This is a genomic window from Streptomyces sp. NPDC031100, from assembly GCF_055570785.1.
This window is the reverse complement of the sequence record NZ_JBVIGN010000014.1, coordinates 182951-196103: the sequence shown is the minus strand read 5'-3', so window position 1 is coordinate 196103 and position 13153 is coordinate 182951. Positions and strand designations below refer to the sequence as shown.

Below are 13153 nucleotides of genomic sequence, written 5' to 3'. Positions count from 1 at the left end.
CCTTTCTCTCCTTCGACCCTCTGGAGCACCTCATGGACGACCGCACGCTGTTCACCGACGCGCCCGCCGTGTCCGCCCTCGACGAGACCGAGGCCATCGTGGTCCGGCTCTGGGAGGAATCCCTGCAGGTACGTCCGCTCGGCCGGGACGACAACTTCTTCGAGATGGGCGGTACGTCGATGCTCGCCGTCCGGATCTGCGGAGGACTGGAGCGGATCCTCGGCTTCCGGCCGACCGCCGAGCAGATCTTCGGCACGGACACGCTGGCCGAGTTCGCCGCGCTGGTCTCCGCCACCGCTGCGGCTTCGGCTCCCGTCCGGGTACGGGCCGCCTGATGGCCCGCGTTCTGATGGTGGACCCGATCCATCCCGAGGCTCTGGCCGACCTGCGGCGCCGCTACCAGGTCTCGCTGCATCCCAGGCCGACGCCGGAGCGGCTGGTCGCGCTGGCCCGGACCGCCGACGCGCTGGTGCTGCGGGCCGGCGTCCGGGTCACCGCGGAGGTGATCGCGGCCGCGCCGCGGCTGCGGGCGGTGATCCGGGCCGGGGTGGGGCTGGACAACATCGACCTGGAGGCGGCCGCGCAGGCCGGGGTCGAGGTCCGCAACGTGCCGGGTGGGTCGAGCGACGCCGTGGCCGAGCTCGCGCTCGGGCTGATGCTGGCGGTGTGCCGGCGGATCGTCGTCGGCGACCGCCACACCCGGTCGACCGTCTGGCACAAGCAAGGCCTGCTGGGCTGCGAGCTGCGCGGGAAGACCCTGGGGCTGATCGGCTTCGGCGGGATCGGCTCGCGCATCGCCGCCCTCGCCCAGGGTTTTGGCATGGACGTGGCCGTTGCGGTCGGCCGCCCCGGTGAGGACCGGGCCCGGCAGCTGGCAGAGCGGGGCATCCGGCTGGCACCGCTGGCCGAGCTGCTGCCGACGGCCGACGTCGTCTGCCTCTCCGTACCCCTGACGCCGGCCACCCGGAACCTGATCGGCCCACGGGAGCTGGCCCTGATGAAGCCGCAGTCGTACCTGGTGAACGTCTCTCGCGGCGGCACGGTGGACGAGGAGGCGCTGCTGGCGGCGCTGCGCCGGGGCGACCTGGCGGGGGCGGCCACCGATGTGCTCGCCCGGGAGGGGGCGCCGACGGAGCTGGCCGCGCTGGACAACGTCGTGCTCACGCCCCACATCGGGGCTCTGACCCGGGAGGCCCAGCGGCGCATCGGGCAGCGGGTGGTGGAACTGCTCGACGCGGTGCTCGCGCCGGTGGACCGTCTCCGCCTCACCGCATGACGCTTCCCATAGTTTTCCGCAATGCGGAAACTAATATCCGAAATTGACCTCCCTCGGGTAGCATGGCGCCGCATCCACGGCGTCGTGTCAGGGGGAGAGCACACCGTGAGTTTGATGAGTCTGGGCCTGAGCCCGAGCGAGGAAACCGTCTACCGGCACTTGCTGCGCACCCCGCGCGTCAGCCCGGAAACCGTCGGCCAGCACCTTGGCCTCACCCGGGGCGAGGCGGACGAGGCGCTGCGCAGTCTGTACCGGTACAAGCTGCTGCGGCTGGCGGCGGAGGGCCAGATCGTCGCGATCGACCCCGTCCTCGGCATCGAGCGCCTCATCGAGCAGCGACTTGGGGAACTCAACGAGCAGCTCCGGCAGGTCGCTTCGGTGCGCTCGGTGATCCCCGAACTGGTCGAGCAGGCCCGGGCCGGGGAGCTCCGCGCGGACACCCCGCCCAGCGGGATCGAGCGGATCGACGGGCTGGACGAGATCCGGGCGTGCCTGGACGACCTGGCCTTCTTCGCCCGCAAGGAGATGTACGCCCTCCAGCCCGACGGGCCCCTCACCCCGGCCTTCATCGAGGCGGCCCGCCCCCTCGACCTCCGATGTATCAGGCGCGGGATCACCTTGCGGACGGTGATCCTGCGCGCAGCCCTGGAGGATCCCACCACCCGCGCCTATCTGTACGAAATGGCCGACCAGGGGGCCGAGTTCCGCATGGTCGAGAAGGACATGGACCGCATGGTCATCTACGACCGCGCCACCGCCGTGGTGCCACTCGACCCCTCCGACAGTGCCCGCGGGGCACTCCTGGTCCGCCAGAGCGGACTCGTCTCCAACATGGTCGCCCTGTTCGAGAAGGTGTGGGCCTCGGCAGAACCGCTCCCCGGCCGTGACGCGGCGGACTCCGCCGACGGGATCACCGACACCGACCGGCAGGTCCTGGCCCTGCTGTCCCGCTTCGACAAGGACGAGATCGCCGCCCGGGAAATGGGCATCTCCATCCGCACCTTCCGCCGCCACGTCGCCGAACTGCTGCTCCGCCTCGGGGCGTCGAACCGCTTCCAGGCGGCCATGCTCGCCAAGGAGCGCGGCTGGATGTAGCCGTACCCGACTGCCGCCCGCGAACACGGCAAAGAACACGACAAAGAACACGACAAAGAGGACCTGACCACTGTCACCCAGTGGGTCAGGCCCTGTTCCGTACGCCGGCGTGGCGGGCGTGCTCAACCGCCGTCATCGCCGACCTCGCGGCATGCCACGAGTTCCCAGCCGTCCAGCGCGGGATCGTCCAGCGCCCGCCGGGCATCCGCGCACGCGCCGTGCACCGGCACGGCCCGCTCCCGCGAGAAGCGCAGGACGATCGACAGGCCGTCGTCCGCGACCCCGTGCAGCTCCGCCCGCCACTCGCCGGGCAGCAGGGCCAGCCAGCGCACGGCGCTCAGCAGGGCGCCCTCGGCGACCTCCGCCGAACCCGCGCGCGCCACCAGCTCGATCTGCCGCGACTCCACGGACGCGCGGTGCTCCAGGCCGGCGGTCACTGCCAGCCGTTCTGGGGCTTGACCAGCGCGGCGGACTGCCAGCCGTTGTCGGCGAGGACGACGGTGGCCGGCGCGTTCTGCCAGCCGTTGCCGGCAAGCACGCCGTCCCGCTCGGCCCCGGCTACCGCCGCGAGGGCGGCCGCCGTACACAGGGCGAACAGCGTGACGGTGGCCTTGGCGCGGGAGCTGACCTGGGCGTTCATGGTTTCCTCCGTAGGCGGTCGGTGCTGACGGCGACATGGAGAAATCTGCCAGCCCGGCGCCTCCGTACCAATGGCCCGCGACGCCAGCTAGCTGTCGGCCGCCGTGCATTTTGCTGCCACGCCGCGGCCGGCCACCCCGGCACGCCCACGAAGCTGGTCGAGCCGCACAGACGTAACCGCGATGCGCCCCGGACCCGCCCGGCCCGCCACTTCCTGCGGCCTGACGGGCCCGAGGAGTCCGTCCGGTGAACGAACGCCGAAGAAAAGTGCGTCTTCGTGCGACGGACGAGGCACTCCTCGCCGTAGAGCAGACGACACAGCCGCTCGGTGAAGGGGGTGCGGATGCCGGCGTGTGTGAGGCCGGGGCGTCCGCCGGGGCCGGGCAGATGTGTCGTTCCAGTCCGTCGTCCGGCAAACCCACGAGGTGACTTGATGCCCTTTGCCCTGTCACGGCCGAATCGCCGCCGTCGACCACGGCGCGTGCTGATCGGCCTGGCCGTTCTGAGTCTGGGCTGCCTGTCCGTGCTGCCCGCCGATGCCGCCACGCCCTCTTCGGGCACCGTCACCGACACCGCGTCGACGGTGACCTGGGACGGCGGACCGTTCGTCGTGCCGAACGTCAGCGGCACCACGGGAACTGTCTCCTGCGCTGCGCAGCAGGTCTGCGACGACTACGCACTCAGGGTCACGGTGCCCAACGGGTACGACGCCGGGCACAGTCTGCGCGTCGAGATCAAGTGGGGCAATCCCGTCGCCGACTTCGACCTGTACGTGCTCGACGCCGGCGGCCGGCAGATCGCCGCCGCCGCGTCCTCGAGCGACCCGGAAGTGCTGCTCCTGCCGGCGGTGTCGGCGTCGTACACGGTCCGCGTCGTGCCGTACGACCCGCTGGGCGAGAGCTACACCGGCACCGCGAGCCTGGTCACCGACCCGGTCAACCCGCCGCCGAGCACCGCCACCCCGCCGACGTACACCTCGTCCTCCGCTCCCGGCGCGCTGCCCGACGCGCACAACGCCGGTGAACCCTCCATAGGCGTCGACCGGGCCACCGGCGCGGTGATGTACCAGGCGTACACCTCGACCCTGAAGGTCACCTACGACAGCTCCGGCACGGCGACCTGGCAGGACCGCAGCGCCCGCGCCGCCACCGGCTGCCCGCAGGGCAGCCTCACCAGCCTCGACCCGATCCTGTTCACCGACCCGGCCACGCACCGCACCTTCGAGTCACAGCTCGCCGGGAAGACCGCGCTGACCTGCTACACCGACGACGACGGCGCGACCTGGACGCCGACCGCGGGCTCCGGCATCAACTCGGGTGTCGACCACCAGACCCTGGGCGGCGGCCCGTTCGCAGCGGGTGACCTCGGGGCGCTGACCGGCTACCCGAACGCGGTCTACTACTGCTCCCAGGACATCGCCGATGCCTCGTGCGCGGTCAGCCGCGACGGCGGGCTGACGTACGGCCCGGCGGTTCCCATGTACTCCCTGCTGGACTGCGGCGGCCTGCACGGCCACGTCAAGGTGGCCCACGACGGCACCGTCTACGTCCCCAACAAGGGCTGCAACGGCCATCAAGCCGTCGCCGTGTCCGAGGACAACGGCCTGACCTGGCACGTGCGCCCCAACCCGGCCGGCACTGCAGGCGACTCCGACCCCAGCGTCGGCATAGGCTCCGCCGGTACCGTCTACATGGGCTACCAGAACAGCGACGGCACCCCCCGGATAGCCGTCAGCCACGACAAGGGCAAGACGTGGCTGTACGACCAGAACGTCGGCGCCTCCCTCGGCATCAAGAACACCGTCTTCCCCGCGGTGACCGCGGGCGACGACGACCGTGCCGCCTTCGCCTTCCTCGGCACCTCCACCGGTGGCAACTACCAGGACAGCAGCGGCTTCACGGGCGTATGGCACCTGTACGTGGCCACCACCTACGACGGCGGGCGCTCCTGGGTGACCGTGGATGCCACCCCCACCGACCCCGTCCAGAGGGGCTCGATCTGCACCGGCGGCACCACCTGCGGCCAGGACCGCAACCTGCTCGACTTCATGGACGTCACCCTCGACGCCCAGGGCCGGGTGCTGGTCGGCTACGCCGACGGCTGCACCGGGACCTGTGCGACCGGCGGGGCGCAGAACTACGACGCCCTGGCCGGCATCGCCCGCCAGTCCACCGGCAGGACGCTGTACGGCACGTTCGACGCGGTGTTCGCCAAGAAGCACAAGAGGGCCAGGTGAGCCGCCCGGGGACGACCTACCCGCTCGGGTTGGCAGCCGGTGCCGGTGCCGCGCTCCTTGCGGTGCTCGTCACCGGCTGTGGGGCAGGTGACGGTGACTCGACGGCCGGGCGAAGCGCCGACGACGACACCGTGGTCCGGCCCACTGTGACGGGGTGTCCCTCGGGGTCCTCACGGCCGCGGCCGGGGGACTTCCCATCGTCGCTGCCGGTGCCCGGAACGGCGACGGTCACCGCGGTGGAACACCGCGCCGGGCACCGCCTGATCGTCACCACAGTGGTCCACGAGGGCTTCCGAAGCATCCTTTCCTTCCTCCAACGGGAGCTGCCCAAGGCGGGCTACGCCCTGAAGGACGGAGAGGTGGAGCAGGACGACGCCGAGTCCGACTTCGCCTCCGCCTCCGTGGAGGGCCGGTGGGCTCTGCGGACCATGCCCGACTGTCCCGGAGCGGTGTCGCTCACCTACCTGACGGCACCACGGCATTGACCGACCGCCCCTGCGGGAACCGACGCCGAGCACCACGGCACCGGCTCCCGCAGGGCCTGACCTGCGTGCCGGATGAATTCCCGGGCACCGGCTCAAAAGCCCGCGTATGGGTATTCCGCTGTAACCCGTCAGTAGGTTCCGGGGTCCGCTTCTCTGCCGTTTCCCGGTGCCGGGGCGCCTCGTTGGGCTGTTCTGAGTGAATGCCCGGAGGGCCGACGGCAAGGGGCGGGTGTGCGTCAGGACTGGTCGCCGGAAGAACTACTGCACCGCGCGCTTCAGCGCCGGGACGTGTTCGCCTCTCCCTCGCACCGCTGGTCCGACCCGCGCGCCCGGCTGCTGGACGGCACAGAGTGGGAGGCCGTGCGGGAGGACGTCCTGGCGGGCCTGAGCCTGGATATGCCGGTCGAGGAGCACCTGGCCGCGCTGGTGACGGCGCTGGATGCGGCGTGGAAGCAGATGGCGGAGCGGCTGGAGACGGCCGGGCAGGACACGAAGGTCACCATCGAGGTCCCCCCGGGCGGCCGGGCGAAGCTGAACGTGTCCAAACTCGGCGCGCTGGGCGAGCCGAAGTCCCTGACGTGGCTGCGGGGGCGGGTGGAGAAGATGCTCCCGAAGATCGACCTGCCGGAGCTGTTGTTCGAGGTGCACGGCTGGACCGGGTTCCTGGACGCCTTCGTACACCTGGGCGACGGCACAACCCGTATGAAGGACTTGACCACCTCACTGGTGGCCCTTCTGGTCTCGGAGGCGTGCAACATCGGCATGACCCCGGTCATCAACCCTGCGCATGAGGCGCTGCACCGTTCCCGGCTGGTGCACGTCGACCAGTTCTATCTGCGGGCCGACACCATCGCCGCGGCGAACGCCGCTCTGATCGAGGCACAGGGCCAGGTGCCGATCGTGCGGTACTGGGGAGACGGGCTGCTGGCCTCGGTCGACGGACTGCGGTTCGTCGTCCCCGTCCGCACCATCAACGCCGCTCCGTCGCCGAAGTACTTCGGGTTCAAGCGCGGCATCACCTGGCTCAACGCCGTCAACGACCAGGTCGCGGGCATCGGGCAGATGGTGGTGCCGGGCACCCCTCGCGACTCCCTGCGCATCCTGGACGCCCGGCTGAACCTCGACGGCGGGGTGAAGCCGGAGATGGTCGCCACCGACAACGCCTCGTACAGCGACATCGTGTTCGGCATCTTCCGCATCCTGGGCTACAACTTCAGCCCCGGTTCAAGGATCAGGACGACCAACGGTTCTGGCGCGCGTCCCTTCCCGGCGTAGAGACCGGCACGTACGGGCCGCTGGAGCCGCTGGCCCGCAACCGGGTCAACCTGAACAAGGTGATCACGCACTGGCCGGACATGCTTCGGGTCGCCGATTCCCTGGTCACCAACCAGGTACGCGCCTACGATCTGCTGCGGATGTTCGGCCGTGAAGGCCACCCGACCCCGCTGGGGCAGGCATTCGCCGAATACGGCCGGATCGCCAAGACCGAGCACCTGCTCCGCGTCGTCGACCCGGTAGACAACACCTACCGCCGCCAGATGAACCGCCAGCTCACCGTGCAGGAGTCCCGGCACAAGCTGGCCCGCGACGTGTTCCACGGCAAGCGCGGCACCATTCACCAGGCGTACCGGGACGGGATGGAGGACCAGCTCGGCTCACTGGGCCTGGTCCTCAACGCCGTGGTGCTCTGGACCACCCGGTACATCGACGCCGCCGTCGCCCGGCTCCATGCCGAGGGACACGAGATGCGGGACGAGGACATCGCCCGCCTGTCCCCGCTCAAGCACCGCAACCTCAATGTCCTGGGCCGTTTGCAGCTTCACCGCCTCCACCCCGACTGGCGGCGCCCTACGCCCGCTTCGCGACCCGGACACAGTCGAACTCGACGAGGACGACGAGGGGTAGCGGGAGCGGACTCCGGCCAGATACGTGCGCTGGCGAAGACGCACCACACCGGCGCGTAGACGCCCTTGAATCGTTTGGCCCGACGCTACTTCCACCGCTTGACCTTGACGCAACGGCAGGGTTTCTACTGGCGGCATGCGAATCGGAGAGATCGCCGCGCTCGTGGGGCTCACCACCCGGGCGATCCGGCACTACCACCATGTCGGCCTGCTTCCGGAACCGGAGCGGCGCCCCAACGGCTACCGGGCCTACAGCGTCCGCGACGCCGTCCTGCTCGCCCGGGTGCGTCGACTCACCGAACTCGGCCTCAGCCTCGATGAAGTGCGCGACGCCCTCGCCGACGATGCCGGACGCGAACTGACCTCGATATTGGAAGAACTCGACGCCGACCTGGCCCGCCAGGAGGCCGACATCAGGGAGCGCCGCTGCCGGCTCGGCGCCCTGCTTGCAGAGCCGCCCGGCGCGACCGGGCCCGTCTCACCCGCCCTCGCCGCACTGCTGGCACAGGCCCCCCGAACAGACTCGCCGAGCGCGGCCAAGGACCGCGAGTACCTCACGCTGCTGGACGCCACCAGCACCGGTAACCAAGAGATGCTCGCGCTGCTCGGGACGCTGGTCGGCGATCCCGCGGTTGTCGAACTGTATGAGCGCCTCGACGCGCTCGCCGAAGCCCCCACCGACGATCCGCGCATCGCACCCCTGGCAGCTGACCTGATGGCAGCTGTCCCCGAGGAGCTGTTCGCCGCAATCCCCGAGGACGGGGTCGTCGTGACCGGGTTCAAGGAGGCGCTGCTCGCCGAGTACACCCCAGCGCAGGCGGAAGTCGTGGGCCGGCTAATGGAGGCTTTCATGGAAAGGGGCCGGGGATGAGCGGCCAGCCAAGGGGCGTACCGGCGGCGCGGGTCGCGGTGGCCGCCGTGCTGCCGGGGGAACTGGCCCTGGCGGCCTGTCTGATGGCCGGGGTCCGGCCGCCCGGGTGGGCGCTGGCGGGCGCCGAGGCGCTGGTGCTCGCGGTGCTGCTGCTGGAGGCCTGGGTGCTGCGCTCGTTGTACGTCGCCGCGCGCGCCCGCGGCGCGGACCGCCGGTCGGCGCGGCGGGCCGCCGTACAGGAGGCGGTGCCGGTGACAGTCCGCCGCCTGATCCTCCACGAGCTGCGCGCCCTCGCCTCCCTGGGGCGGTGGGTCCGGCGCGGCACGCACGGGGTGCGCCCCGGGGACCTCGCTGCCGCGTACACCGGTCCCCAGACCGCGATGATGTACGGGCTGCTCTTCGTGATGGTGATCGAGACGGTGGGCCTGGCCTTCCTCATCCCTTGGCCGGTGGTCCACCGGGCGATCCTGGTACTCGACCTGTACGGCGTCGTCCTCGTGCTGGCCCTGCACGCCGCCTGCGTCACCCGGCCGCATGTCGTGCGCCCCGACGGCTCTCTGCATATCCGCTACGGAGCCCTCTTCGATCTCGCCGTACCGCCGGACGCGGTCGCCTCGGTCCGCGTCGACCGGCGCTACCCCGAAGGCCGCCTGATCACCCTCTCCGAGGACGGGGTCCTCGACCTGATCGTGGGCAGCCAGACCTCGGTGACCCTGGAGCTGAACCGGCCACTCCCCTTCACCCGCCCGCTCGGCGCAACGGAAAAGGCCCACACCATCCGATTTCACGCCGATGACCCGCGCGCACTGGTCAGCGCACTCCGTCAGCCCACCTGAACACACAGGTTGGTCCTCGCCCCGACGTGGCGCCCGGCAAGGACGCTCCGATCGGGCACCCGCCCGGTTGCATGTTCGACTTCTCGGCATTCTCACAAATGAACATCTGTGAGAGTTCTGCGAGAGCCCCGGCAGTGATCACGTCTCCGCAGGTCGCCGTTCGCAAAAGTCCTCTCGAAACCGGCGCGTTGTGCGAGGCACTTCTGAGAGGCTCCTCGTCCCCGCGCTCCGCGAGGAACTGGAGATCCCCGTGCCCGCTGACCGACTCCCTGGCCGCGTGTGGAAGCAGGGGCCCGCGCTCGCCGTCGTGCCCGCGCCCCGCACCGAGCGGCCGGTGAGGATCGGGTACGCCCGTACCTCGACCGCCCGCCAGGAGCTTGCGAGCCAGCTCGAAGCCCTCCACCGCGCGGAGTGCCACAAGGTCTTCCAGGAGCAGATCAGCACCCGCATCAAGGTGCGGCCCGAGCTGGAGAAGGCGCTCGCCCTGGCCCGCCAGTTCAAGGAAGCCGCACCCGAGACGCAGGTCATTCTCACCGTCCACGAGCTAAGACGTCATCTCATTTGGTGAGTCTGCGGTAGCAGATGAGGGTGCAGGCGATGCTGGTGAAGGCCAGGAAGTGCTCGGCTTCGCGCTCGTAGCGGCGGTGTAGGCGGCGGCAGCCGGCGAGCCAGGACATGGTGCGTTCGATGGTCCACCGGTGGCGGCCCAGCCGCTGCGAGGACTCGATTCCCTTGCGGGCGATGCGGTGGGTGATCCCGCGTTGCCGTAACCATCGCCGCAGGTGGTCGTAGTCGTATCCCTTGTCGGCGTGGAGCTTGCCCGGCTTGCGCCGTCGTCGGCCGCGGCGAGAGCGAATCGGCGGTATGCCTCTCACCAGAGGAATCAGGGCCTGGCTGTCGTGCAGGTTTGCCCCCGAGATCCCGACGGACAAGGGCAGACCGGTCCGCTCGGTGATCAAGTGGATCTTCGAGCCGTACTTGCCCCGGTCGACAGGATTCGGGCCTGTCAGGTCCCCCTTTTCAGGGCCCGCATGTTCACCGAGTCGATCGCACAGCGGGACCAGTCGAGCTCGCCGCGGGAGCCGAGTTCGTCCAGGACCAGGCGATGGAGCTTGGCCCACACCCTGGCCTTCGTCCACTCGGCGAAGCGTCGATGAGCCGTCACACCCGACGGCCCGAACGACGTCGACGGCAACTGCTGCCACGTGCAGCCAGACGTGGCAACGAACACGATCGCGGCCAGCACCTCCCGGTCACCGTGCCGACGCCGGCCACCACCCTGAGGCCGCACCGGCGCCTCCGGCACCACTCGCTGGAACAGCTCCCACAACTCGTCCGGCACCAGCCGCTCAACGATCCCCACCACGACCGACAGCCTACCCAGTCGACCAAATGAGATGGCGTCTAAAGCGCCTCGCGCGCAACGCCGCCGAGCTGATGACACTGTCCGCCGAACTCCAGGCCGACGGCATCCAGCTCGAACTCCTCACCGGCCCGCTCACCGGCATCTACGACCCCAACGGCATGGGCGCCATGTTCTTCGCCGTACTCGCCGTTGCCGGGCAGATCGAGCGCAACTACATCCGGGAGAAGACCCTCGAAGGCCAGGTCACCGCAGCGGCCAAAGGCAACCACGGCGGACGGCCGAAGGTCATCGACGACGACATGCTCACCTTCGCCGTCGCACTCAAGGACAAGGGCGTCCCCGTCCCCGAGATCGCGAAGAAGCTGATCATCAAGACCGGGAAGAACGCAGGCAAAAACCCCTCGGTCGCCTCGCTCTACCGGGCACCGGCCGAAGCCGACGAGGCTGCGGCGGATGACGGCCCGCCGCTGCGGCCCAAGCACGTCCGCATCCGCCGGTCAGAAGACCCGCTCACCCCCGAGGAGACCGACCTCCTCGACCGTCTCCAGGCCCAGCCCTACCCGAACACAGAGATCCGCAGCTAGACCCCATGATCAATCTCAGCGCCAACGGCTGTACCGATGTTCCCCAAGGCCGTGGAGCCCCGTGGGTTCACGGATACCGAAGTCTCTTCAGTGCGAACCCAAGGGTCCACCGGTGTGCTTCAGGTCAGTGGATCCGTGGGTTCGGGCGTAACACGAGGATGCTGAGTGAGCCGAAGAGCTTCGGCCAGAACGTCCGCGTCGACCTGTGCCGGTGTCCTGTCGCCGTACTCGAGTATGTCGTACTCGTCGTCCAGGTTGGCGAGTCGTTCGGCCAAGGGCAGTTCATGCCCGAAGCGCTGGTGGATCCGGAAAGCAAGCTCGCGTGGCGTCAACTCGCCGGCCAGCATCCGGGCGGCAAGTGCTCGTGCGGCGGCTTCCTGTCCGGCAATGCTGCCCGCTGGGTAGAAGGTGAGGCCCAGTTCGTCTAGTGCTGGGGGAAGGAGATCGGGGACGTCGTAATCCGCCTCCGCGCGTGTGCACGCGGCCAGCATCCGCAGGGCGGGACTGTCGAGGCCAGCGACGAGCGCATTACAGGCGCCAGTGACGACATCGGTTGCACGGATCTCGCCCATGCTCCAGAGGGCGGCAAAGTCCTGTAGGGCGAGTGCTGCTGCTTCGGTCGACATCACTCGTCCATGATTCCCTTCATGGTGCGTCGCGGTCGAGCCGGTTTCATCGAAGGTGCTGTTCAGCGGCCTTTTCCAGCAGGGCGCGTGCGGAGTCCGCGTAGCGCATCGCGGTCTTCTCGTCGAGCCCGAACACCTCGGCGAGATGGAGCGGGTCGGGCCCGTGGGTCAGGGCCTCTTCGAGTTGGCGGTCGACGCGGAGCCGTTCCAGCGTCGCGTCCTGCCCGCGCATCGCGGCGCTGATCCAGTGGTTGCTGGCGCGGCTGGTCTTCGTGGCGGTCTGGTTGTTGATCAGTAGGTGGAGGTTCGCGGTGTTCGGCCACCGGTTTCGCCGGTGCTCCAGCCAGTCCAGCAACAGCTTCAGGGTGAGGTCGTCGAGCGGACGGACACGTCCGGCGATGGTCAGCCGCCGGTTGCCGAGGTCGAGGTCGTCGAGCATGAGGTTGGCGATCTGGGCGACCCGAGCGGCGTGGACCGCTGCGAGGGCGAGGATGAGCCGCGTCGCCGGGGTGGTGGCCGCCGCAACGGAGCGGTCGACCTGCTCGGGGACGAGCGGTTGCAGCACGGCGTACTCGTATTGCCCGACCTTGATCCGACTGGTGGGATTGCGGAAGATCAGCCTGTTCCGCTTGGCCCATGTGAACAGCGAGCGCAGGGCGACGAGTTGGTCGTGGCGCTGGTGGCCGTGCAGTGTCTTGATATAGGTGAGGACGTCGTCGCGGGTCACCTCCCGCAGGTGGTCATAGGGATTCGACCATTCCAGCAGGGCCGGGCGGACTCGGTTGAGGTAGAGCCAGACCGTGCCTTCCCGTCGCGGGAGGCTGCGGGGGCCGCCATCGCGCAGGACGCGGGTGCAACTGCATCAAGCCGTGCACCGGCGCGCGTACCAGCTCCTGCTCGCAATCACCACCGGGTTCACCACCGGAATCAGCACCCTGGGCATCGGCCTGGGCGTTGGCGTAGGAGTCGGTCCTGCGGCCGGATTCCTGGGCTGGCGCACTGCTGGCAAGCCCAGGCGGCTGCCGGCAGTTGACTTCCACTGGTCCGGGGCCGGGTTTGCCCGTGGTCTGATGCGGGCCGTCGCGTTCGGCCTCGTACTCGTGCTGTCAGCGCGAGTCGACCGGTGAGCGCGGCTATCCGGCCACGTCTGCGTCTGGATCGGGACACGGAACATCCTTTCGGGCAGCCGGGGTTCATCCGGAAGGCGGGGCACTGAGCGCGTCTCAGCCGCCCCA

The 13153-nt window shown here is 69.7% G+C and carries 14 protein-coding genes and 1 pseudogene; 10 read left to right on the top strand and 5 right to left on the bottom strand.

The annotated features are described in order from the left end of the window. Positions 1–32: 32 nt before the first annotated feature. The 3 genes from ACZ5DS_RS33815 to ACZ5DS_RS33805 all read left to right on the top strand — a co-directional run bounded on the left by ACZ5DS_RS33815 (position 33) and on the right by ACZ5DS_RS33805 (position 2371). A complete protein-coding gene (locus tag ACZ5DS_RS33815; RefSeq protein ID WP_468246180.1) occupies positions 33–335 on the top strand; it encodes a phosphopantetheine-binding protein in 303 nt (100 codons plus the stop codon). Beyond that, a complete protein-coding gene (locus tag ACZ5DS_RS33810; protein WP_468246178.1) occupies positions 335–1276 on the top strand; it encodes an NAD(P)-dependent oxidoreductase in 942 nt (313 codons plus the stop codon). Before ACZ5DS_RS33815 ends, ACZ5DS_RS33810 begins: the two co-directional genes overlap by 1 nt. Positions 1277–1390: 114 nt before the next feature. Beyond that, positions 1391–2371, top strand: coding sequence for a helix-turn-helix transcriptional regulator (locus ACZ5DS_RS33805; protein WP_468246175.1), 981 nt, complete (start codon positions 1391–1393; stop codon positions 2369–2371). Positions 2372–2493: 122 nt separating this feature from the next. Here ACZ5DS_RS33805 and ACZ5DS_RS33800 read toward each other — a convergent pair whose 3' ends face one another. Next, the gene (locus ACZ5DS_RS33800) at positions 2494–2808 is read right to left on the bottom strand and encodes a hypothetical protein (RefSeq protein WP_468246173.1); all 315 of its coding nucleotides are present in this window, start codon (positions 2806–2808) and stop codon (positions 2494–2496) included. Further along, positions 2805–3011, bottom strand: coding sequence for a hypothetical protein (locus ACZ5DS_RS33795; RefSeq protein WP_468246171.1), 207 nt, complete (start codon positions 3009–3011; stop codon positions 2805–2807). The genes ACZ5DS_RS33800 and ACZ5DS_RS33795 overlap by 4 nt, the downstream gene beginning before the upstream one ends. A 480-nt stretch (positions 3012–3491) precedes the next feature. Here ACZ5DS_RS33795 and ACZ5DS_RS33790 point away from each other — a divergent pair, with 480 nt between their 5' ends. The 6 genes and pseudogenes from ACZ5DS_RS33790 (at position 3492) to ACZ5DS_RS33765 (ending at position 9910) form a co-directional block, all read left to right on the top strand. Then, on the top strand, positions 3492–5246 hold the full coding sequence (locus ACZ5DS_RS33790) for a sialidase family protein (protein WP_468246168.1): 1755 nt from the start codon (positions 3492–3494) through the stop codon (positions 5244–5246). 209 nt (positions 5247–5455) lie between these two features. Next, the gene (locus ACZ5DS_RS33785) at positions 5456–5731 is read left to right on the top strand and encodes a hypothetical protein (RefSeq protein ID WP_468246166.1); all 276 of its coding nucleotides are present in this window, start codon (positions 5456–5458) and stop codon (positions 5729–5731) included. Positions 5732–6127: 396 nt separating this feature from the next. Further along, a pseudogene (locus ACZ5DS_RS33780) lies at positions 6128–7695 on the top strand (transposase). Positions 7696–7771: 76 nt separating this feature from the next. Further along, the gene (locus ACZ5DS_RS33775) at positions 7772–8506 is read left to right on the top strand and encodes a MerR family transcriptional regulator (protein ID WP_468246163.1); all 735 of its coding nucleotides are present in this window, start codon (positions 7772–7774) and stop codon (positions 8504–8506) included. Further along, entirely contained in the window at positions 8503–9342 is an 840-nt protein-coding gene (locus ACZ5DS_RS33770; RefSeq protein WP_468246161.1) for a hypothetical protein, read from the top strand. The genes ACZ5DS_RS33775 and ACZ5DS_RS33770 overlap by 4 nt, the downstream gene beginning before the upstream one ends. Before the next feature lie 277 nt (positions 9343–9619). Continuing rightward, on the top strand, positions 9620–9910 hold the full coding sequence (locus ACZ5DS_RS33765; RefSeq protein ID WP_468246160.1) for a recombinase family protein: 291 nt from the start codon (positions 9620–9622) through the stop codon (positions 9908–9910). Here ACZ5DS_RS33765 and ACZ5DS_RS33760 read toward each other — a convergent pair. Then, positions 9900–10699, bottom strand: a protein-coding gene (locus ACZ5DS_RS33760; RefSeq protein ID WP_468246291.1) for an IS5 family transposase whose coding sequence is annotated in 2 segments (ribosomal slippage) — positions 9900–10361 and positions 10364–10699 — 798 coding nt in all. Because the reading frame shifts where the segments join, the coding sequence is not laid out codon by codon here. The two genes, ACZ5DS_RS33765 and ACZ5DS_RS33760, sit on opposite strands and share 11 nt — an antisense overlap. Positions 10700–10734: 35 nt before the next feature. Here ACZ5DS_RS33760 and ACZ5DS_RS33755 point away from each other — a divergent pair. After that, positions 10735–11292: a recombinase family protein gene (locus ACZ5DS_RS33755; protein WP_468246158.1), complete on the top strand. Its 558-nt coding sequence runs from the start codon at positions 10735–10737 to the stop codon at positions 11290–11292. A 119-nt stretch (positions 11293–11411) separates the two neighbouring features. Here the strand turns inward: ACZ5DS_RS33755 and ACZ5DS_RS33750 are convergent, their stop codons facing one another. Together ACZ5DS_RS33750 and ACZ5DS_RS33745 are read right to left on the bottom strand one after the other, a co-directional pair. Further along, entirely contained in the window at positions 11412–11918 is a 507-nt protein-coding gene (locus ACZ5DS_RS33750; RefSeq protein ID WP_468246155.1) for a hypothetical protein, read from the bottom strand. 46 nt (positions 11919–11964) lie between these two features. Then, positions 11965–12645 (bottom strand): hypothetical protein, encoded by a 681-nt coding sequence (locus ACZ5DS_RS33745; RefSeq protein ID WP_468246153.1) that lies wholly within the window; start codon positions 12643–12645, stop codon positions 11965–11967. Positions 12646–13153 lie beyond the last annotated feature (508 nt).